Genomic DNA, 19,670 nt, shown 5'->3' on the forward strand with positions numbered 1-19,670 from the left:
GCCAGCATCCTCGCGCGCACGGCGGGATTGCTCGAGCTGGACGTCGACCCTGCCGGCCTCGAGGAGATCGCCCGCCGCAGCCGCGGGACGCCGCGCGTGGCCAACCGGCTCCTGCGCCGCCTGCGCGACTTCGCCCAGGTCGAGGGCAGCGGGCGCGTCACCCGCGAGCTGGCGGACTTCGGGCTCGAGCGGCTGAGCGTCGACAGCGCCGGCCTGGACGCCATGGACCGCCGCATCCTGGAGACCCTCATCCGCCACCACGGCGGCGGGCCCGTGGGCGCGACGACCCTCGCCCTCGCGGTCGCCGAGGAGCCGGAGACCCTCGAGGACGTCTACGAGCCCTACCTCATCCAGCAGGGCTTCCTGCGGCGCACGCGGCGCGGCCGCGTGGCGGCCCGCCGGGCCTACGAGCACCTCGGGCTCACGCCGCCGACCGAGGATCCCTCGCTCTTCGAGGAGCCGGCCTGAGGCCTGCCGTGCCCGAGCACCTGAGCGACTACGACTACCCGCTCCCGCCGGAGCGCATCGCCCAGCGCCCCCTGGCGGATCGCGCGGCCTGCCGCCTCCTTCAGCTCGACCTCTCCAGCGGCGCGCTCGCGGACCGCCGCTTCCGCGATCTGCCGGCCCTGCTCGCGCCGGGCGATCTGCTCGTCGTCAACGACACGCGCGTGCTGCCGGCGCGCCTGCGCGGCGAACGCGAGCGCGGCGGGGCCGGTCCGGTCGAACTGCTGCTGCACTCGCCGGGCGCGGACGGCCGCTGGCTCGGCCTGCTGCGCCCGGCCCGCCGCTTCCGCCCCGGCGACGTCTTCCGGGCGGCGGCCGGCCGCGTGCGCATCGCCGTCGAGGAGGCGGGCGGGGCGCCGGGCGGCGAGGGGAGCCGCTGGCTGCGCCTCCTCGCACCGGCCGACTGGCCGGCGGCGATGGCTCTCGCGGGCGAGCTGCCGCTGCCGCCCTACATCGCCCGCCCGGCCGACGCCCGCGACGCCGAGGACTACCAGACCCGCTTCGCCCGCGTGGATGGCGCCGTCGCCGCGCCCACGGCCGGCCTCCACTTCGACGAGGCGCTGCTCGCGGCCCTCGCCGCGCGGGGCGTCGCCCGCGCCGCCCTCACGCTGCACGTGGGCATCGGCACCTTCCAGCCCGTGCGCGCGGAGGACCCGGCCCGCCACGCGATGCACGGCGAGCGCTACGCACTGCCGGCGGCGACGCGCCGCGCCGTGGACGCGACGCGTGCCGCGGGCGGCCGCGTGATCGCCGTCGGCACCACCGTGGCGCGCGCGCTGGAAACGCCGACCGCGGCCGCGTGGGCGGGCGCCGGCGAGCTCGCCGGCGAGACCCGGCTCTTCATCCGGCCGCCCTACGCCTGCCAGCGCCTGGACGGCCTCGTCACCAACTTCCACCTGCCGCGCTCGACCCTGCTGATGCTCGTCGCGGCGCTGGCCGGTCGCGAGCGCATCCTCGCCGCCTATGCGCACGCCTTGCGCGCCGGCTACCGCTTTTTCTCCTATGGCGATGCGATGCTCCTCCTGCCGCCGCCAGCGGCAGCCGGATCGGCGGCCGGGGAGACGCGCGCATGAAGCCCCTCTTCACCCTCGAGGCGGTCGATCCCGAGACCGGCGCCCGCGCCGGGCGCCTCGCGACCGACCACGGGGAGATCCTGACGCCCGTCTTCATGCCCGTCGGCACGCAGGGGGTCGTCAAGGCCCTGACGGCCGAGCAGCTCGAGGCGCTCGGCGCGCGGATCGTCCTCGCCAACACCTACCACCTGTACCTGCGGCCCGGCGCCGCGCGCGTGGCGGCCGCCGGCGGTCTGCACGCCCTCGCCGCCTGGCCGCACGCCCTGCTCAGCGACAGCGGCGGTTACCAGTTCTACTCGCTGCGCGCGCTGAACGCGGTGCGGGAGGAGGGCGTCGGCTTCCGTTCGCATCTCGACGGTTCGCGGCACTTCCTCGGGCCCGAGGACGTGATCGACGTCCAGGCCGCGCTCGGCGCCGACATCGTGATGCCCCTGGACGAGTGCCTGCCCTATCCGAGCGAGCGCGCCCCGGCGGCCGTCGCCCTGGCGCGCACGGCGCGCTGGGCGCGCCGCTGCCGGGACCACCGGGGCCCCGTCTTCAGCGCGCACGGGCACCGGCAGTTCCTCTTCGGCATCGTGCAGGGCGCGAGCTACGCGGATCTGCGCCGGGAGTCGCTGGCGGCGACCTGCGCGCTCGACCTGCCCGGCTACGCGATCGGCGGCCTCGCGGTGGGGGAGCCCAAGTCGCAGCTCTTCGAGCTCACCGGTCTCTGCGCCAGCTTGCTCCCGCCCGACCGGCCGCGCTACCTGATGGGGGTGGGCTTCCCCGAGGACCTCCTGCGCGCCGTCGCCCTCGGGGTCGACATGTTCGACTGCGTGATGCCCACCCGCAACGCCCGCAAGGGGACGCTCTTCACGCGGGCGGGTCGGCTCGTCGTCAAGAACGCGAGCTGCGCCGACGACCAGGCGCCGCCCGATTCCGCTTGCGGCTGTCCCTGCTGTCGTCGTCACAGCCGCGCCTACCTGCGCCACCTCTTCCAGGCCGGCGAGACGACGGCGATGACGCTTGCGACCCTCCACAATCTGTACTTCTATTTGGACTTGATGCGCTCGGCGCGCGCCGCCATTCTGGAGGGGCGCTACGGCGCCTTCCTGCGCGAGTTCTTCGCCGACTACGCGATGGCCACGGATTAGGCCCGCGTCGAGCCAAAGGAGTCCCGATGCCTCTCTTCCTGCAGGCCCAGCAGGCCCCCGCCTGGAGCCCCATCCTCCTGATGGTGGGCATGTTCGCCATCCTCTACTTCTTCATGATCCGCCCGCAGCAGAAGCGCGCCAAGGAGCACCAGGCGATGCTGAAGACCCTCGCCAAGGGCGATCAGGTCCTCACCTCGGGCGGCATTTTCGGCAGCGTCGTCGGGGTCAAGGACGACCGCGTCGTCCTGCGCGTGGACGAGAACTGCAAGCTCGAGGTCGCGATCGGCAACATCACGGCCAAGCTGGGCAAGTAGATGGGTCTGAGCCTCAAGTACATCGGCTGCGACGTGCTGCGCACACGCGGGGAGAAGGTCACCGCCTTCGGCGAGGCGCTCGCGCGCCACCTGCCGCGGATGATCGACATCCTCCATGCCGAGGGCGGTGTGGGCCTCGCGGCGCCGCAGGTCGGGCTCTCCCAGCATTTCTTCATCGTCATCGTCAATGTCGACGACGAGGCGCGCGAGGAGGACGAGATCGTCCTCATGGCCAATGCGGAGATCCGCGAGGCCTCGAAGGAGCAGGTGGTGATCGAAGAGGGCTGCCTGTCGATCCCCGGTCTGCGCGCCGACGTGAAGCGGCCCGAGCGCATTCGGATCGCCTTCCAGGACATCCGGGGCGAGCGCGGCGAGCTGGAAACGGGCGGCCTGCTCGCCCGCATCATCCAGCACGAACTGGACCACTGCGAGGGCGTGCTCTTCATCGATCGCCTGAGTCCGGCCCGGCGCGCCGTGCTCAAGCGGCGCCTCGGCGACATCGAGCGCGACTACGCGCCCCGCAACTGAGCGCCGCGGCCGCCAGAGGTGAGCCCATGACCGCGGATGCTCGCCTGCGCGTCGCCTTTCTCGGGAGTCCGGCGCTGGCCGTGCCGAGCCTCGAGGCGCTGGCCGGCGCTCCCGACATCGCCCTCGCGCAGGTCGTCACCCTCGGCGATCGCCGCCGCGGCCGCCGCGGCGCGCCGGTGCCGACCCCCGTCGGCGCCGCCGCCCTCGCGCTCGAGCTGCCGCTGCGCCGCTGGGAGCCTGGCGAAGCGGCGGCCGTCACCGCCGAGCTGGCCGCGCTGCGGCTCGACGCCATCGTCGTCATCGCCTTCGCGCGCCTGCTCAGTCCCGCGCTGCTCGCCGTGCCGCGTCTGGGTTGTCTGAACCTGCACGCTTCGCTGCTGCCCTGGGGGCGCGGCGCGAGCCCGATCCCGCAGGCCATCCTCGACGGGCTCAGCGAGACCGGGTGGTCGGCGATGCTGATGGACGCGGGCCTGGACACGGGGCCGGTGCTGGCGAGGCGACCGCTCGCGGTGGCGCCGCGCTGGACGGCCGGCGAGCTGAGCGCGGCCCTCGCCGCCGTCGCGCCGGACTTCTTGCTCGCCACCCTGCGCGCCTGGCGCGCGGGCGCTCTGCTCGCCGAGGCCCAGCCAGCAAGCGGTGCGACGCTGACGCGCAAGCTGCCCGCCGAGGCCGGCGCCATCGACTGGCGCGAGCCCGCCCAGCGGCTGGATCGCCGCCTGCGCGCCCTCAGTCCCGAGCCCGGCTGCTGGTGCCGGCGAGGCGGCGAACGCCTGGGGCTGATCGCCGCCGAAGCGGCGCCCGGCCGCGCGGGCGCCGCGCCCGGAGAGGTGATCGCCCTCCGGCCGCGACTCCTCGTCGCCTGCGGCGAGGGCGCGCTCGCGCTCGACGCGCTGCAGCCGCCGGGCCGGCGGCTCATGCCGGCTGCCGCCTACCTGAACGGCCGCCCGCTCGCGCTCGGCGAGCGCCTGGAGAACGGATGAGGATCGCGCCCGCCCGCCTGGCCGCGCTGCGCTGCCTCGCCGCGCTGGACGCGCAGAGCGCGCCCGCCGCCGAGGGCGAGTCCGAAGCCGCCGATTGGGACAGCCTGCAGGAGCGCTGGCTCGGCGACCCTCTGCTCGCCGATCCGCGCGACCGCCGCCTCTTCAGCCAGCTCACCGCGGGCGTGCTCCGCCAGCGGGGGCGTCTGGACGCCCGCCTGCGCCGCCTGACGGGGCGCAGGCAACTGGATCCGCCGCTGCGGGAAGCGCTGCGCCTGGCGCTCTATCAGCTCGAAACGCTGGACCGCCTGCCCGCCCACGCCGTGATCGGCGAGAGCGTGGAGTGGGTGAAGCGCGCCGCGGGGCCGCGGCTCGCGGGCTGGGCCAACGCCCAGCTGCGCAAGTGGCAGCGCGAAGGCGTGCCGGGGGCGGATCCCGCCCCGGCGGACTACCTCGCGCACGCCGAGGCCGTGCTCTCGCTTCCCCGCTGGCTCGCCGAGCGCTGGCGCGCCGAGTTCGGCGTCGAGCGCGCGCTCCGCCTGATGGCCGCGCTGAACCGCCCCCCTGCGCACTGCTTCCGCTGGAATGCGCTGCGGCCTGGGCAGACGGATCTGCTCGCCGCGCTGCGGGCGGCCGGCGGCGCGCCCGAGCCGATCGCCGGCCTGCCGCTCGCCTTTCGCTGGCGCGGGGCCTGGCCGGAGGACTTGGCAGCGGCGCTGGGGCGGGGAGACCTCAGCGTGCAGGACGCCAGCTCCCAGCGCATTGCCGCGCTGCTGGACGGAGGCGCGCCCGGCGACTGGGCGGATCTCTGCGCCGCACCCGGCGGCAAGTGCTGCCACCTCGCCGAGCGCGGGGGCGACGCGCGGCCGCTGCTGGCCGTGGATCGCGATCCGCGGCGCCTGGAGAAAGTGGTTGCCAATGCCCGGCGGCTGGGCTTAAGAGGGCTGCAGGTCGAGTGCGGGGATCTGCGCGCGCTAGCGCCGCGGCCAGTGGACGGGGTTCTGCTCGACGCGCCCTGCAGCGCGCTGGGCACGCTGGCCAGCAATCCGGATGCGCGCTGGCGACTGCGGCCGGCCGACATCGCGCGCCTGGCGATGCGTCAGCGGGAGTTGCTGGCGGCGGCGGCGCGCTGGCCGCGCCCCGGGGGCCGGCTCCTGTACGCCGTCTGCACCTTCACGCCCGAGGAGACGAGCGCGCAGCGGGACTGGTTCCTCGGCGCGCACGCGGAGTTCGCGCTGGAGCCTTTCACGGCGGCGGAGTTGCCCGACGCCCTGCGCACGCCGCTGGGGGAGTATCTCTCGCTGCCCGACCTCGAGCCGGGCACCGCCATGTACGCGTTCCGCTGCCGCCGGCGCCCGCGCGCCGGGGCCGAGCGGGAGGCCGCGGCGAAGGAGGAGGCATGAGCGGCGCGGAGCGACCCCTGCAGCGCGCATTGCGCATCGCCCGGGTGGTGGGGGCGATGCTCGCCATCACCCTGCTCGGCGTTTGGGTCGCCAACCGCTGGCTGCTGCCCCGGCAGGTCGGCGTCGACGAGGCCTTTCCGATGCCCGTCCTCGAAGGCAGCTCGAAGGAGGAGGTCTACAGCCTCTGCGCGCGCAAGGGGCTCGTCCTCAGCGAGCGGCCGCCCGAGTTCGACGCCTCGCTGCCGGCCGGCTACCTGCTGCGCCAGCACCCGGCGGCGGGCACGCAGATCAAGGCCGGCCGCCGCGTGACGGCGGTCTTCTCGGCCGGGCCGCGGATGGTCGCCGTCCCCGATCTGCGCGGGCAGAGCGAGCGGCAGGCCCGCCTCAGCCTCGAGGACCTCGGCCTCCTGCCGGGGGACATCCTGCGCAGTCCCGGCGACCAGCCGGCCGGCGGCATCCTCAGCACGCGGCCGGGGCCGGGCGCGCGCGTCACCCTGGGGGCCCGTGTCGATCTGCTGCTCAGCGACGGCGATGGGAGCCGCGGTTTCCTGATGCCCGATCTCACGCGCAAGCCCCTGGACACCGCCCTCGCCCTGCTCGCCGATGCCGGGCTCGGCAAGCCGCAGATCCGCTATCGCAGCGCGCCCGGACGCGGCGCGGGCAGCATCCTCGCCCAGACGCCTGCCGCGGGGACACGCCTGGAGAAGGGGGACGCGATTGAGCTGGTGGTCGCATCTCGATCGGACTAGGGTCGGCGTTGCGCCCTCCCTGCTCGGCGGCGACCTCGCCCGACTGGCCGAGGAGGTGGCTGCCGTCGAGGCGGCTGGTGCGGACGTCCTGCACCTGGACGTGATGGACGGGCACTTCGTGCCCAACCTCACCTTCGGCGCGCCGGTCTGCGCCGCGATCGGCCGCGTGGCGCAGCTGCCCCTCGACTGCCACCTGATGATCGAGCGCCCCCTGGAGAGTCTCGGCGACTACCTCGCCGCCGGCTGCCGGGGCCTGACCCTGCACCTGGAAGCCCTGAGCGACCCGGGCGCTGCCCTCGCCACCCTGCGCCGGGCCGGCGTCCTCGCCGGGCTCTCCCTGCGACCGGGGACGCCGCTGCCGCCGCCCGGGCCCCTCTGGGCGGGCCTGGACCTGCTGCTCGTGATGAGCGTCGAGCCCGGCTTCTGCGGGCAGAGCTTCCAGCCCGCGGCCCTGGACAAGGTCCGGGCGGCCGCCGCGCTGCGCCGGCGCGAGGGCCTGGACTTCGCGATCGAGGTCGATGGGGGCATCGGCCCCGCCCAGGCCGGCCCCCTGCGCGCCGCCGGCGCCGACCTGCTGGTGGCGGCCAGCGCCGTCATGGGCCGGCCCGACCGCCGGGCGGCCATCGCGGCCCTCCGGGACGCGGCCGCCGCAGCCGTGAAATAGGGCTGCCGCTGCCCGCTTTTTGCCCGACCCAGGGGCTTGTCAGCCCAGATAAGCTCTGGTATATTGCCGACTTCGTGCGCCTCGGCCCGGCCTGGCCCAGGCTCTTCCGGAGGCGGCCGTGTTCCAGAACCTCAGCGAGCGCTTGGACTCCGTCATCGCCAAGCTGAGGGGCAAGGGCAAGCTGCGCGAGGAGGACGTCCAGGAGGCCCTGCGCGAGGTGCGCCGGGCCCTGCTCGAGGCCGACGTGCACTTCGGCGTCACGCGGGACTTCGTGGCGCGCGTGCGCGAGGCCGCCGTCGGCCAGGAGGCCGCGGGCGGCCTGACGAGCGCCCAGCAGGTGGTGGGCATCGTCCACGCCGAGCTGGTGCGCCTGCTCGGCGAGCGGCACCGCGACCTCGCGCTGCGCACGAGCCCGGTGGCGACGATCATGCTCGTCGGCCTGCAGGGCGCGGGCAAGACGAGCTTCGCCGCCAAGCTGGGCGGCCAGTTGCGCCGGCAGGGCCGGCGCCCGCTGCTGGCGGGCGTGGACATCTACCGGCCGGCGGCGATGGAGCAGCTCGCGGTGCTGGGGCGGCAGATCGACCTGCCCGTGCATCTGGACCGCGAGCGGCGGGACGTGGTCGCGATCGCGCGGGCCGGCCGCGCGGCGGCGCGTGAGCGCCTCTGCGATACGATGATCCTCGACACGGCGGGTCGCCTGCACGTGGACGAGGCGCTGATGGAGGAACTCGCGGCGCTGAACGCGGCGCTCGCGCCCGACGAGATCCTCTTGGTGCTGGATGCGATGGCGGGCCAGGAGGCGGTGCGCGTCGCCGAGGCCTTCCAGGCCCGGCTGGCGCTGACCGGCGTGCTCCTGAGCAAGCTCGACGGCGATGCCCGCGGGGGCGCCGCCCTCTCGGTGCGCGCCGTCACGGGGCTGCCGATCAAGTACGCCGGCGTCGGCGAGACGGTGAAGGACATCGAGCCCTTCCACCCGGATCGCCTGGCCGGTCGCATCCTCGGCATGGGCGACGTGCTCTCGCTGGTGGAGAAGGTCCAGGCCGAGCACGATCAGGTCGAGGCGGAACGGCTCGAGCAGAAGCTGCGCAGGGAGGGCCTCGATCTCGAGGATCTGCTCGGCCAGCTCGAGAGGCTGCAGAAGCTGGGGCCGATGAACAAGCTCCTGGGGATGCTGCCCGGCATGGGCAAGCTGCAGGCCCAGGGGATGAACGTGGATGAGCGCGAGCTCCTGCGCCTGCGCGCGATCATCCAGTCGATGACCCGGCAGGAGCGCCGCCGGCCGGAGCTCATCGACGGCAGCCGGCGCCGCCGCATCGCGCGGGGCAGCGGCACGACGGTGCAGGAGATCAACCAGCTGCTCAAGCAGCATGGGGAGATGCGCAGGCTGCTGAAGACCATCGGCCGCCTGAAGGGGAAGGGGCGCGTCCCGGGCGCGGTCCGCGGCGGCCTCGGCAACTGAAACGGAGGTTTCCTGTTGGCAACGATGATTCGCATGACCCGCATGGGCTCGATGAAGCGACCCTTCTACCGCCTGGTCGTCGTGGACTCGCGCGACCGGCGCGATGGGCGCTACATCGAGAACCTGGGCTTCTATGACCCCATGCCGGCGGCGATGCAGCTCCAGCTGAACGAGGAGCGCATCCTCCACTGGCTCGGCCAGGGCGCGCAGCCCTCGGGCACCGCCGAGAGCCTGATGCGCCGCCAGGGCATCCTGGAGAAGTTCCGGCTGCTGCGCATGGGCGTCAGCGCCGAGGAGCTGCCGGGCAAGCTCGCCGAGTGGAAGGCGAAGCAGCCCCGCCGCGGCGCCGCCACCCCGAGCTACGCCGAGAAGAAGGCCCAGAAGAAGAGCGCGAGCAAGACGGCGGGCGAGAGCGCCGGCGAGGCGACGGAGGCCTAGCGGATGCCTGAGGTCGAGCGGCTTCTGCGCTACGTGGCGGACTCGCTCGTGGAGGCGCCCGAGCGCGTGCGCATCGAGAAGGAGGCCCAGGGCGACGAGGACGTCTACACGCTGCTCCTGGCGCCGGACGACCTGGGCCGGCTGATCGGCCGCCACGGCAAGACGGCGGAGGCCCTGCGGACCCTGCTCACGGCCGCCGGCCGTCGCGGCGACCGCAAGGTGAGCCTGCGCATCCGTGAGCAGGAGTGAGGCGGGCGGCGAGACCCGCATCGTGCTCGGGCGCGTGCTGCGCCCGGTCGGGATCAAGGGCGAGCTGAAGCTGCTGCCCTCGCCCGACTTCTGGCCGGAGGCGTTGGCCTCGCGCCGCTTGCGTCTGGCCGGGGCGGCGAGCGAGCGGCCGGTGAGCGTGATCCAGACCCGGCCGGCGGGCGATTGCCTGGTCCTCCGCCTGGCCGAGCTCGGCGATCGCGAAGGAGCGGAGGCCCAGCGCGACGCGGAGCTGGTCCTGGCTGGCGAGCTGGACGTGGCGGCCCCGGAAACGCCGCGCGCCTGGCAGCTCCTGGGCATGCAGGTGGCCCTGGCGGCGGACGGGACGGCGCTGGGCAGCGTGGTGGGCTTGGCGCCGCTGCCGGGTCAGGCCCTGCTGCAGGTGAAGGGCGAGACGAAGGTGTACGAGATCCCCTTCGTCCCGCCCATCCTCTGCGGCATCGACTGGGCGGCGCGACGGATCACGATCGATCCGCCGGCGGGCCTCTTGGAGCTGTGAGGGCGAGGCGTGGTCATCAACGTGGTCAGCCTCTTTCCCGACTTCCTGCGCGAGGCGCTGCGGGTCGGGATCCTCGAGCGCGCCGAGGCGCGGGGGGTGGTCAGCTATCGCTTCGCCAGTCCGCGCGACTTCGCGGTGGACCGGCACGGGACGGTGGACGACTACCCCTACGGCGGCGGCGCGGGGATGATCTTGATGGCGCCGCCGCTGGTGGAAGCGGTGGAGTCGCTCGCGCGACAGAGTGACCACCCGGGGCACCCGGTGATCCTCCTGTCGCCGCGCGGCAGGCGCTTCGATCAGGCGACCGCGCGCCGCCTGAGCCGGGAGCAGGAGTTCACCCTGATCTGTGGGCGTTACAAGGACGTCGACGAGAGGGTGCGCGACTTGGTGGTCAGCGAGGAGATCTCCCTGGGGGACTTCGTGCTGACCGGGGGGGAGCCGGCGGCGATCTGCGTGATCGACGCAGTGCTCAGGCTCCTGCCCGACGTGATGAGCGACCTCGAGTCGGCGGAGGCCGACTCCTTCGGGGCGGACAAGGGCGGCCTGCTGGACTGGCCCCACTACACGCGCCCGGAGCGCTATCGCGACCTGGCGGTGCCCGCCGTCCTGAAGAGCGGGAACCATGCGAAGATCGAGAGCTGGCGCCGGGGAGAGTCCCTGCGCCTCACCCGGAAGCACCGTCCCGATCTCCTCGCCCGGCAGGGCGGCGGGGAGCGCGAGGCGGATCAGTAGGGCTCGGCCGGCGGCGCCGGCGGGGGCGGCACAGGAGAGGCCATGAACATCGTCGACGCGGTCAGGAACCAGCAGTTGAAGGACGGGATCCCCGACTTCAATGTGGGCGACACGGTGAAATTCCGGGTCAAGGTGATCGAGGGCAACAAGGAGCGCTTCCAGCCCTTCCAGGGCACGGTGATCCAGCGCCGCGGCAGCGGCGTCGAGGCCACCTTCACGGTGCGCAAGATCTCCGGCAACATCGGCGTGGAGCGCGTCTTCCCGCTGCACAGTCCGAACATCAGCGACCTCGAGGTCGTTCGCCGCGGCAAGGTCCGGCGCGCGAAGCTCTACTACCTGCGCGGACTCAGCGGCAAGAAGGCCCGCATCTCGAGCCGTCGCGAGGCCCCACCTCAGGAGACCGAGAAGAAGGACTGACGGCGTCGACATGTCCAGCAGCGCTGCCAAGGGCCGGATCCCCAGCGGGGCGCCGGCCCTTGCGGCTGAGGCGTTGCTCGCCGCGCCGGCCGTCTTCCTCGCCGCCCCGCTGGCCACCCAGGCGGCCGCCCTCGCCGGTCTCGCGCCCGCGGCGCGAGAGCCCTGGCTCCTGCTCCTCGCTGCGGATCCCCGCCAGGGGGCGCGCGCACTGGCATCCCGCTTGCGCCGGGAAGAGGCGAAGCTGGCGGCGCGCGAGCGGCGCTGGCAGGCACTGGCTGCCTTCGATCGCGAAGCGGCCGCGGGCAGCCGGCTCGCCGGCGTCGACGAGGTCGGCCGCGGTCCCCTGGCCGGTCCCGTCACCGCCGCCGCGCTCATCCTGCCCCCGGATTACCATGCCCCGGGTCTGGACGACTCCAAGCGTCTGAGCCCGGCCGCCCGCGAGCGCTGGTCCGAGCGCCTGCGCGCCGACGCCGTCGCCTGGGCCATTGCCGACGAGCCGGCCGAGCGGATCGACGCCCGCGGCATCCGCGCGGCCGTCTTCGCGGCGATGGCCCGCGCGCTGCGCGCGCTCTCCCCGCGCGCCGAGCGCGTGCTCATCGACGGCCGCGAGCTGCCGCCGGGCGCACGCATCAGCCGCGCGATCGTGGACGGCGACGCGAAGAGCCTCGCCGTCGCCGGCGCCTCGGTGCTCGCGAAGGTGCACCGGGACGCGCTGATGCGGGAGGCGGATCGCGAGTGGCCCGGCTACGGCTTCGCCGAGCACAAGGGCTACGGCAGCCCCGCGCACATCGCTGCCCTCCTGGAGCTGGGGCCCTGCCCCCTGCACCGCCGGAGTTTCTGTGGACGCTGGCTGCCTGCCGCGGCGGGCGCTGGGCGATCTCGGTGAGGAGATCGCCGAGCGCTTCCTCGCGCTCAAGGGCCTGACCATCCTCGCGCGCAAGCTGCGCATCGCTCAGAAAGAGATTGACCTGCTCGCGCGCGACGGCGACTGTCTCGTCTTCGTGGAGGTGCGCCTGCGCCGCGGCGATCGCTACGGCACGGCCCTCGCCAGCCTCGGACCGCGCAAGCAGCAGCACCTGCGCGCCGCGCTGCGCGAGGCGGTGCTGCGCCGGGGCTGGCGGGGCGCCTACCGGCTCGACCTCATCACCCTGGATCTGGACCGCGCGCGCGAGCGCCTGCTGCTCGAGCACTATCGCGGCCTCTAGACCGACACCGGCGACGGCGGATGGCACAGGTCCTCGCGACAGTCCTCGCCTGCCTGAGCAGCCTGCTGCTCGGGCGCCTGGCCATCGCGGCCGCACCGCGCCTGCGCTTCCTCGATCCGCCGGGCGCCCGCAAGCTGCAGGCGCGGCCGGTGCCCGTGCTCGGCGGCGCCGCGATCTTCCTCGGGCTCTTGCTGGGGGTGGCGCCCGGGCTGGCGGGGCCCGAGCGCTTCCTGCTCGGGCGCTGGCTGACGGCCGGCGCCTGGCTGCTCGCCTTGGGCATGGTCGACGACCGCCGCGGCCTCGGGCCCTTGGCCCGCCTGGTCGGGCAGCTACTCGCGGCCTTGCTCTTCCTGCCGGAACTGAGCGCCTGGCTGGGGCCGGATTGGGTCTGGCCGGCGCGCGCGATCGGCCTGCTCTGGCTGCTCGGGCTGATCAACGCCTTCAATTTCCTGGACAACATGGACGGCGCCGCGGCGAGCACGGCCTTCTGGACGGCGCTCGCGCTCGGCCTCAGCCTCGCCACGGCGGGTGGCGCCGCGCTCGCCGACGGACTCTGGCCGCTGGCGGGCGCGCTGCTCGGCTTCCTTTGGTGGAATCGGCCGCCGGCGCGCCTCTACATGGGCGACGCCGGCGCGACCTGCCTCGGCTTCAGCCTGGGGCTCTTCGCGCTGCTCGCCGTGGGCCGCGCGTCGCTGTCGCCCTGGCTGGCGCCGCTCTTCCTGGCGGTGCCGCTCTACGACACGGCGAGCGTGTGCTGGATCCGCTGGCGAGAGGGGCGGCCGCTCTGGGTTGGGGACCGCCGGCACGCAACGCACCGTCTGCTCGCGCGGGGCGCCGGCATCGGCCGCACCCTGGCGACCATCAATGTCTGGACGCTAGCAGCGGCGGCCCTGGCGCTCGGCTGGGGCGAACGCGGCGCCGCTTGGCTGCCATTGGGGGCAGCCCTGGCCCTGGCCCTGGGCGTCTTCGGCTGGGAGCGCAACTGGGAGCGCCGGCGCGCGGCCGCCGGCGAGCCGCCGCGGCGCGGCTAGTAGAGGTCCTCCTCGTCGCCGATCTCGTCCTCGAGGAACTCGTCGAAGTCCTCCTCGATCTCCTCGATGTCCTCCGACTGCTCCCAGGTCTCGTCCTCGTCGACTTCGATGCGGCCCTCACCGAGGCAGAAGGGGCATTCGTCGTCCTCCAGGATCCCCGTGCCGCCGCACTCGTCGCAGGTCACCGGCTTCTTGTTGCTCATCGCTCATCGAACCCTGGCTGAGGTCCGCGGGGTCCCCGAGGGCGGGGGCGCATCCGACCGGAATGCGCTGAGGATGTTAGTCCGGGTCATCGGGCTGTCAAGGGAAAGCGTGAAGGCGGTGGACAGTGGGCCCGGCGGCTGTCGCCCGCCCGCTGCAGGAGCGGCGGGGGAGCCCCGGCGCGCGGCGCGCGCCCGGGCGGCCTCGGGCTTGCTCCTTCCGCTTGACCGCGTGGAGCGGGAGGAGGTCCAGCTCGCCCGCGGCCTGCCGGCGCTCAGCCTCGTCGGTCTGGCGGGCGCGGCCACGCGCGAGAGCCGGGAACGCGTCTGCGGCGCTCTGCGGGAGAGCGGCTTCGAGCTGCCGGCCGGCCGCGTGACCGTCAACCTTGCCCCCGCCGAAGAGCCCAAGGAGGGCAGCGCCTTCGACCTGCCGATGGCCCTCGGCCTGCTCGAAGTGAGCGGCCAGCTCCGGCCGCGCCGCGGCCGCGACTGGTGGTTCCTCGGCGAGCTGGGACTGGACGGCCGCCTGCTCCCCTTGCGCGGCGCCTTGCCCCTCGGCCTGGCCGCGCTCGGCGGCGGCGCCGCCGGTCTGGTGCTGCCCATGGGCAACCTGGCGGAGGCTGCCTATCTGGAGGGATTGCCGCTGCTGCCGCTGGGCAGTCTGCGCGAGGCCGTCGACTGGCTCGAGGGGCGGGCGGCCGGCGGCGTGCGGCCGGCGCCGCCGCTCGCCGGGCGCACCGCGCCGCTGGCGCCGCTGCTGCTGCCCGGCGGATCCGCGCTCCGGCGCGCGCTCGCAGCCGCGGCGGTGGGCGGCCACAACCTGCTGCTGCTCGGCGCGCCCGGCAACGGCAAGTCGACGCTCGCGCGGAGCCTGGCCGCGCTGCTGCCGCCCCTGGATCGCCGCGAACGCCGGGAGGTGATGGCCCTGCGCTCGGCCGCGGGCCTCGCCGTGGATGGCTCGCGCTGCCGTCCCTTCCGGGCGCCGCACCACAGCCTCAGCCTGGCCGGCCTCCTGGGCCGCCAGGGCGCGGGGGCGAGGCCGGGCGAACTGAGCCTGGCGCACCGGGGCCTGCTCTTCCTCGACGAGCTGCCCGAGTACCACCGCGACGTCCTCGAGGCGCTGCGCGAGCCGCTGGAGGAGGGGAGCCTCGTCGTCAGCCGGGGCGCGGGCAGCCTGCGCTGGCCGGCTCGCTTCCAGCTGGTCGCGGCGATGAACCCCTGTCCCTGCGGCCAGAGCCTGCGGGGCCGCGAGCACTGCCGCTGCACGCCGGGCCAGGTGCAGCGCTACCGCGCGCGCATCTCGGGCCCCCTGCTCGACCGCATCGATCTCATCCTGGAGCTACCGGCCTGGCGACCGGGCGATCCGAACGCCTGGCTGGGCGCGGAGGGGCAGCGCGCGCTGGGCCGGCGGATCCTGCGCGCCCGCCGGCGCCTGCGCGGGTGGGGCGCCTCCGACCCGGCCCCGGCCGACCAGGACTGGCTGGATCGCCGACTCGCCGAGGTCGGCGCCAGCTACCGTCAGCGCCTGAAGCTCACGGGGATCGCGCGCAGCCTGGCGGCGCTCGACGGCCGGCCCCGCGCTGGCCGCGCCGAGCTCCTGGAAGCGCTGGATCTGGGCCTGCGCTGGCGCCTCGCCCTGCGCGACCCACCGGTCGCCTAGCATTCAAGGGGATGCAACTCTCCCTTGCATCTCCATGGACAGGAGTCAGTTGCAATGCAGGGACGGCTTGGCAACTCGCGGCTCCGATGGTATCCTATTGGCAGCCGCACACCGCGAGAGGGGTCCGCCTCCTTCGCTTCCGGGGTCGACGGGCGCAGGTCGCCCGCGCGCTGAGGATTGGTTTCGATGCGCCTCTTCAGTTGGCTGCCCCTCTTCTTCCTGCTGCAGTACAGCCTCTGCGGGCAGCAGGACCCGGTGCCGCTCGAGCCGGGCTCGCTGACCGTCGTCGCGATCGACGCCGGCGGCGATCCGATCGCCGAGGTCGCGATCCGTCTCGGCGGCGTCCTGCAGACCCAGCTCGCGCCGGCGACCTTCGCCATCGATCCGGGCCTGCCGGTCCTCGTGGCCGTCTCGCGGCCGAACTACGCCTTCAGCCCCGCCGAAGCCAGCATCACCCTGAGCGCCGGCGAGACGGACACCTTGCGCTTCCTCGGCAGTGGCGATCCCGCGCAGCTGACGGTCCTCGCCGAGGACCCTGCCGGCGCGGCGATCCCGGGCGTCGCCATCCGCCTCGACGGCACCACTCAGCTCCAGACGGCCCCGCTCACCCTCGCGCTGGTGCCGGAGCAGGCCTATCTCCTCAGCGCGGAGCACCCCGACTGGAGCTTCGCGCCCGTGGACACGAGCGTCACCCTGAGCGCGGGGACGCTCGCTACCCTGCGCTTCAGGGGCAGCGAGATCCCGCGCCGGCTCGTCATCGTCGAGGACTTCACGAACGTCAACTGCCCCAACTGCCCCGAGGCCGACGAGGCAGTCTGGGCGGCGGTGGAGGCGGCCTCGAGCGAGGCACTGCCGCTCTTCTACCACGTCTGGTGGCCAGCCGGCGGCGACCCCTTCTACATCTACGGCCTGCTGAACAACTCGAACCTACCGATGCCGCTGGGGCTGGCGCAGCAGCGCGTCAGTTTCTACGGTGTCAGTGCCACGCCCCGCGTCAGTGTCGATGGCGTCAAGACCAGCGACGACTTCGACAGTCAGGTGACCTTGGCGGCGATCGAGGCCGGCCTCGCGCAGGCGCCCGTGCTGGCGATGACGGTCGCCTACGCGGGTGGGGCCAGCGAGGTCGTCGTCACGGGAGCGGTCACCGGCGCGCCAGGCCCCGGACCCTGGCGCCTCTACGTCCTCATCTACGAGACCGAGGTCGTCTTCCTGGGCGGAAGCAACGGCCAGACGCTCTTCCGCAACACGGTGCGCCATGCCAACGCCGCCAGCGGCGTGATGGGCGTCCCGGTCGACCTCGTCCCGGGCGGCGAGTTCGGGACGACCTTCAGCTTCACGCCGGGCGCGGCCGCCGTGCTCGCCAATCTGCGCGCCGTCGCCTTCGTCCAGAACCCCGATACCAAAGTCATCCTCGATGCTGCCACTGCCGCACCCGGAGGTCCTTGAGCATGCGCCGCCATCTGCTGTCGTCCCTGCTGGCCTGGAGTCTGTGTGGCGTGGCCCTGCCCGCCGCCGCCGCCGTCGAATTCAGCTGGAGCACGCCGACCCTGGTGCGGACCGGCGGTGAGTTCGCCTACCTCGAATTCTATGGCCTCCTATCCAATACGGGCACGGAGCGGGACACCTATGCGCTCCACAAGGAGGATCTGCTGCCGAACGACTTCGTCTGGAGCACCTCGATCTGCGTCGGCGGATTCTGCTACGCCCCCTTCGTCACCGACATCACTACCCCTCCCGTGGACCCGGGGAGCAGCCTGGACATCCGCCTCGACTTCACGATCGGCATGGCGGTTGGCACGGGCTACGGCAGGCTGCGGGTGAGCAGCGTCACCGACCCGCAGCAGATGGAGGAGCGCGGCTTCGTCGCCATCCACAACGCCGCCGACCTGCTCGTCATCGACGATTGCGACGACCCCTTCCTCGCCTTCGGTCACTTCAACGCGATCGCCCCGCAGCTCGCCGGCGAGACCCTCGGCCACTGGCCGCGCGCCCTGCAGCTGCCAACCCTCGCCGAGCTGCAGACCTTCCCCATCGTGTTCTGGCTGACCGGCGAGAGCCAGTCGACCCTGGACGCTTCCGACCGCGCCCTGCTCGGCAGCTACCTGACGGGGGCCGGCGCCCTGCTCGTCTCGGGCGACGAGATCGCCTGGGACCTCTGCGATCCCGCGAGCCCGCACTACAGCGCGGCGAACGTGCAATGGGTGAGCAGCTTCTTTGACATCACCTACGAGCTGGACATGGGCGGCACCAGCGTCGTCGGCGCGCCGGGCAGCGACGTGGGTGCCGGCCTCGCCTTCGCGCTCGCCGACCCGGCAGCGAACCCGGACGTGATCAGCCTCAGCCGGGCGGGCGCCCTGCAGTTCAGCTACGGCGGCGGCGGCGGCGCCGGCAGTCTGAGCACGGGCGGCAAGCGCATCCTCTACCTCGGCTTCGACCTCGCGGACGTGCCGGCCGGCCCGCAGGCCGCGCTGCTGGACAACGCGCTCATCGCCCTCGCCGCGCCCTCGGCCAGCGACACGCCGGCCCTGCCCGCGCGTCTGACCCTCCTGCCCAACCAGCCCAACCCCTTCAATCCGAAGACGACCTTGCGCTTCCAGGCGCCGGCCGCTGGCCTCGCGCTGGTCGAGGTGCTGGACCTGCGCGGTCGCGTGCTGACGAGCTTCACGGCCGAGCTGCGCGCCGGCGAGAACGCGCTGCCCTTCACCGCGGTGGACGCCGCGGGCCGCCCGCTCGCGAGCGGCACCTACTTCTACCGCGTGCAGCTGAACGGGGAGTCCGTCAGCGGCAAGATGACACTGCTCAAGTAGCACTCCGGAAAGGACGCTGGATGCGACGCCTCCTCCTCGCGGCCATCTGCCTGCTTCTGGCGACAGGAGCCGGCGCGGCCGAGAAGCAGCTGCCGAGCTTCACGCTCACCGACCTCGACGGCAAGCCGGTCACCTCCGCGAGCCTGATCGGGGATGGGCCCGTCCTGCTGAACTTCTGGGCCACCTGGTGCAAGCCCTGCCTGGCCGAGCAGCCGAAGCTGAAGACCTTTGCCGAGCAGTGGGCGGGCAAGGGCTTTCGCGTGGTCTCGATCAGCATCGACGACCCGCGCACGGCCAAGCAGGTGAAACCCTTCGTGCATCGGCACGGGCTCGGCTTCCCCGTCTACCTGGACGCCAACCAGGAGGCCTATCGCAAGCTGGGCGGGCGCGCCGTTCCCTTCAATGTGCTCGTCGGCTCCGACGGCAGCCTGCTCTCGGCCACGATGGGCTACAAGGACCAGGATGCGGAGACCTGGGGCACCCTGATCGAGGCGGACCTGGCGGCGCGGGCGAAGGCGGGGGAGGCGAAGCCGAGTGACTAGGCGGGCAGCGGCCCTCGCGGTCGCGCTCCTGGCCGGTCTCGCGGGCGGCGCCCGCGCGATCGGCGGGGACCTCAGCGTGCAGGCGCAGAACGACCTGCAGGCGAGCCACGACATCGAGACCGAGCGGGACATCATCGAGAACTGGCTGGACCTGGACCTCTACGGCCAGGACTTCCAGCTCGGCCTGCGCTACTCGAGCTTCGCGCCGCCGGACCCCATCGTCTCCACCGACCAGAAGAGCAGCGAGGGGATCACGCACCGCTTCGCCGAGCTGCAGCTCAGCCAGACGCACCTGCGCGTGGGCACCTTCACCAAGCTCTTCGGCCGCGGGCTCGCGCTGCGCAGCTTCGAGAACCGCGACCTGCGCCTGGACACCAACCTCGACGGCTTCCTCATCGGGCAGGAGGGCGGCTGGTGGCGGGGCAGCCTGCTCTCGGGCCGGGTGGCCACGGGCCAGCTGGAAACGGCGGTGCGCGAGCGCGCCGACCGCCTGAGCGGCGCCGACCTCGAGGCGGGGCATGGCCCGCTGACCCTGGGGGGCTCCTTCCTCACGCTCGAGCGGCCGAACTCGCCGGCGCGGCCCGAGGTGCACGCCCTGCGCGCGAGCTTTGCCAAGGGGCCGTTCTCGCTCGATTGGGAGGGCGCGCGCCACCTGCCCGACGAGGCGCTGGGCGAGGACCGCCGCGGCGCCGGCCACGTCGTGGAAGGCTCCTACCTGATCGGTCCGCTGGGCCTCTACGCCGGCTACAAGCGCTACCGCGACATGGCCGTGCTCACCCAGGATCAGAAGCTGATGAATCAGCCGCCGGTGCTGATCCACGACCCGCGCGCGACCTTGATGAACCGGCACCCGCACCAGCTCGACCCCGACGACGAGAAGGGCCTCCTGGCGGACGTCTCGCTCAGCACCTCGCTCGGCGAGTTCCTCGTCTCCTATGCCGAGACCCAGCACATCGACGAGACCTTCGGCCAGAACAGCTTCCAGGAGTCCTTCCTCGAGTGGGACCGGACGGGCCTGGGCCCCTTCGAGTCGGCGCACGCGATCGTCGACTTCCAGACGGTGCCCTA

Annotated in this window: 23 protein-coding genes; all 23 read left to right on the forward strand. The window is 73.6% G+C overall.

Annotated elements, in window-relative coordinates; all coding sequences use genetic code 11:
- Positions 1–468: Holliday junction branch migration DNA helicase RuvB (locus FJ251_05305; GenBank protein ID MBM4117150.1), on the forward strand; the 468-nt coding region annotated here is incomplete at its 5' end.
- A gap of 8 nt (positions 469–476) precedes the next feature.
- Entirely contained in the window at positions 477–1,577 is a 1,101-nt protein-coding gene (queA, locus tag FJ251_05310) for a tRNA preQ1(34) S-adenosylmethionine ribosyltransferase-isomerase QueA (protein MBM4117151.1), read from the forward strand.
- The gene (tgt, locus tag FJ251_05315) at positions 1,574–2,710 is read left to right on the forward strand and encodes a tRNA guanosine(34) transglycosylase Tgt (GenBank protein ID MBM4117152.1); all 1,137 of its coding nucleotides are present in this window, start codon (positions 1,574–1,576) and stop codon (positions 2,708–2,710) included. Before queA ends, tgt begins: the two co-directional genes overlap by 4 nt.
- Before the next feature lie 26 nt (positions 2,711–2,736).
- The gene (yajC, locus tag FJ251_05320) at positions 2,737–3,024 is read left to right on the forward strand and encodes a preprotein translocase subunit YajC (GenBank protein ID MBM4117153.1); all 288 of its coding nucleotides are present in this window, start codon (positions 2,737–2,739) and stop codon (positions 3,022–3,024) included.
- A complete protein-coding gene (def, locus tag FJ251_05325) occupies positions 3,025–3,552 on the forward strand; it encodes a peptide deformylase (GenBank protein ID MBM4117154.1) in 528 nt (175 codons plus the stop codon).
- Positions 3,553–3,578: 26 nt separating this feature from the next.
- Positions 3,579–4,532, forward strand: a complete 954-nt coding sequence (gene fmt / locus FJ251_05330; protein ID MBM4117155.1) for a methionyl-tRNA formyltransferase — start codon at positions 3,579–3,581, stop codon at positions 4,530–4,532.
- Complete coding sequence (locus FJ251_05335) at positions 4,529–5,932, forward strand: 16S rRNA (cytosine(967)-C(5))-methyltransferase RsmB (GenBank protein MBM4117156.1); 1,404 nt, start codon at positions 4,529–4,531, stop codon at positions 5,930–5,932. Before fmt ends, FJ251_05335 begins: the two co-directional genes overlap by 4 nt.
- Complete coding sequence (locus FJ251_05340) at positions 5,929–6,681, forward strand: PASTA domain-containing protein (GenBank protein MBM4117157.1); 753 nt, start codon at positions 5,929–5,931, stop codon at positions 6,679–6,681. The genes FJ251_05335 and FJ251_05340 overlap by 4 nt, the downstream gene beginning before the upstream one ends.
- Positions 6,650–7,345, forward strand: coding sequence for a ribulose-phosphate 3-epimerase (rpe, locus tag FJ251_05345; protein ID MBM4117158.1), 696 nt, complete (start codon positions 6,650–6,652; stop codon positions 7,343–7,345). Before FJ251_05340 ends, rpe begins: the two co-directional genes overlap by 32 nt.
- Positions 7,346–7,463: 118 nt before the next feature.
- Positions 7,464–8,804, forward strand: a complete 1,341-nt coding sequence (locus FJ251_05350) for a signal recognition particle protein (protein ID MBM4117159.1) — start codon at positions 7,464–7,466, stop codon at positions 8,802–8,804.
- Positions 8,805–8,819: 15 nt separating this feature from the next.
- Positions 8,820–9,242 (forward strand): 30S ribosomal protein S16, encoded by a 423-nt coding sequence (gene rpsP, locus FJ251_05355; GenBank protein ID MBM4117160.1) that lies wholly within the window; start codon positions 8,820–8,822, stop codon positions 9,240–9,242.
- Positions 9,243–9,245: 3 nt separating this feature from the next.
- Positions 9,246–9,491, forward strand: coding sequence for a KH domain-containing protein (locus tag FJ251_05360; protein ID MBM4117161.1), 246 nt, complete (start codon positions 9,246–9,248; stop codon positions 9,489–9,491).
- On the forward strand, positions 9,478–10,008 hold the full coding sequence (locus tag FJ251_05365) for a hypothetical protein (protein MBM4117162.1): 531 nt from the start codon (positions 9,478–9,480) through the stop codon (positions 10,006–10,008). The genes FJ251_05360 and FJ251_05365 overlap by 14 nt, the downstream gene beginning before the upstream one ends.
- A 9-nt stretch (positions 10,009–10,017) precedes the next feature.
- Positions 10,018–10,740: a tRNA (guanosine(37)-N1)-methyltransferase TrmD gene (gene trmD / locus FJ251_05370; protein ID MBM4117163.1), complete on the forward strand. Its 723-nt coding sequence runs from the start codon at positions 10,018–10,020 to the stop codon at positions 10,738–10,740.
- A 42-nt stretch (positions 10,741–10,782) separates the two neighbouring features.
- Positions 10,783–11,157 (forward strand): 50S ribosomal protein L19, encoded by a 375-nt coding sequence (locus tag FJ251_05375; GenBank protein MBM4117164.1) that lies wholly within the window; start codon positions 10,783–10,785, stop codon positions 11,155–11,157.
- 10 nt (positions 11,158–11,167) lie between these two features.
- Positions 11,168–12,043 carry a ribonuclease HII gene (locus FJ251_05380; GenBank protein ID MBM4117165.1) on the forward strand — a complete coding sequence of 292 codons (876 nt, stop codon included), beginning with the start codon at positions 11,168–11,170 and terminating at the stop codon, positions 12,041–12,043.
- Positions 12,012–12,362 carry a YraN family protein gene (locus FJ251_05385; protein MBM4117166.1) on the forward strand — a complete coding sequence of 117 codons (351 nt, stop codon included), beginning with the start codon at positions 12,012–12,014 and terminating at the stop codon, positions 12,360–12,362. The genes FJ251_05380 and FJ251_05385 overlap by 32 nt, the downstream gene beginning before the upstream one ends.
- A gap of 20 nt (positions 12,363–12,382) precedes the next feature.
- Positions 12,383–13,393: an undecaprenyl/decaprenyl-phosphate alpha-N-acetylglucosaminyl 1-phosphate transferase gene (locus FJ251_05390; GenBank protein MBM4117167.1), complete on the forward strand. Its 1,011-nt coding sequence runs from the start codon at positions 12,383–12,385 to the stop codon at positions 13,391–13,393.
- Positions 13,394–13,459: 66 nt separating this feature from the next.
- Positions 13,460–15,253, forward strand: coding sequence for an ATP-binding protein (locus FJ251_05395; GenBank protein ID MBM4117168.1), 1,794 nt, complete (start codon positions 13,460–13,462; stop codon positions 15,251–15,253).
- 186 nt (positions 15,254–15,439) lie between these two features.
- The gene (locus FJ251_05400) at positions 15,440–16,699 is read left to right on the forward strand and encodes a hypothetical protein (GenBank protein ID MBM4117169.1); all 1,260 of its coding nucleotides are present in this window, start codon (positions 15,440–15,442) and stop codon (positions 16,697–16,699) included.
- A gap of 2 nt (positions 16,700–16,701) precedes the next feature.
- Positions 16,702–18,060 carry a T9SS type A sorting domain-containing protein gene (locus FJ251_05405; protein ID MBM4117170.1) on the forward strand — a complete coding sequence of 453 codons (1,359 nt, stop codon included), beginning with the start codon at positions 16,702–16,704 and terminating at the stop codon, positions 18,058–18,060.
- Between the two features lie 20 nt (positions 18,061–18,080).
- The gene (locus tag FJ251_05410; protein ID MBM4117171.1) at positions 18,081–18,602 is read left to right on the forward strand and encodes a TlpA family protein disulfide reductase; all 522 of its coding nucleotides are present in this window, start codon (positions 18,081–18,083) and stop codon (positions 18,600–18,602) included.
- On the forward strand, positions 18,595–19,670 hold a 1,076-nt coding region (locus FJ251_05415), incomplete at its 3' end, for a hypothetical protein (protein MBM4117172.1). The genes FJ251_05410 and FJ251_05415, both read left to right, overlap by 8 nt.

Source organism: bacterium, from assembly GCA_016873475.1.
Taxonomy (GTDB): Bacteria; Krumholzibacteriota; Krumholzibacteriia; order JACNKJ01; family JACNKJ01; genus VGXI01.

Excerpts from the sequence above, each read along its gene's own strand:
- FJ251_05375 (MBM4117164.1), top strand. The coding sequence starts at position 10,783 with ATGAACATCGTCGACGCGGTCAGGAACCAGCAGTTGAAGGACGGGATC.
- FJ251_05340 (MBM4117157.1), top strand. The coding sequence starts at position 5,929 with ATGAGCGGCGCGGAGCGACCCCTGCAGCGCGCATTGCGCATCGCCCGG.
- yajC (MBM4117153.1), top strand. The coding sequence starts at position 2,737 with ATGCCTCTCTTCCTGCAGGCCCAGCAGGCCCCCGCCTGGAGCCCCATC.
- tgt (MBM4117152.1), top strand. The coding sequence starts at position 1,574 with ATGAAGCCCCTCTTCACCCTCGAGGCGGTCGATCCCGAGACCGGCGCC.
- FJ251_05335 (MBM4117156.1), top strand. The coding sequence starts at position 4,529 with ATGAGGATCGCGCCCGCCCGCCTGGCCGCGCTGCGCTGCCTCGCCGCG.
- FJ251_05390 (MBM4117167.1), top strand. The coding sequence starts at position 12,383 with ATGGCACAGGTCCTCGCGACAGTCCTCGCCTGCCTGAGCAGCCTGCTG.
- FJ251_05410 (MBM4117171.1), top strand. The coding sequence starts at position 18,081 with ATGCGACGCCTCCTCCTCGCGGCCATCTGCCTGCTTCTGGCGACAGGA.
- FJ251_05360 (MBM4117161.1), top strand. The coding sequence starts at position 9,246 with ATGCCTGAGGTCGAGCGGCTTCTGCGCTACGTGGCGGACTCGCTCGTG.
- fmt (MBM4117155.1), top strand. The coding sequence starts at position 3,579 with ATGACCGCGGATGCTCGCCTGCGCGTCGCCTTTCTCGGGAGTCCGGCG.
- FJ251_05395 (MBM4117168.1), top strand. The coding sequence starts at position 13,460 with ATGTCCTCCGACTGCTCCCAGGTCTCGTCCTCGTCGACTTCGATGCGG.
- FJ251_05400 (MBM4117169.1), top strand. The coding sequence starts at position 15,440 with ATGCGCCTCTTCAGTTGGCTGCCCCTCTTCTTCCTGCTGCAGTACAGC.
- FJ251_05405 (MBM4117170.1), top strand. The coding sequence starts at position 16,702 with ATGCGCCGCCATCTGCTGTCGTCCCTGCTGGCCTGGAGTCTGTGTGGC.
- def (MBM4117154.1), top strand. The coding sequence starts at position 3,025 with ATGGGTCTGAGCCTCAAGTACATCGGCTGCGACGTGCTGCGCACACGC.
- FJ251_05380 (MBM4117165.1), top strand. The coding sequence starts at position 11,168 with ATGTCCAGCAGCGCTGCCAAGGGCCGGATCCCCAGCGGGGCGCCGGCC.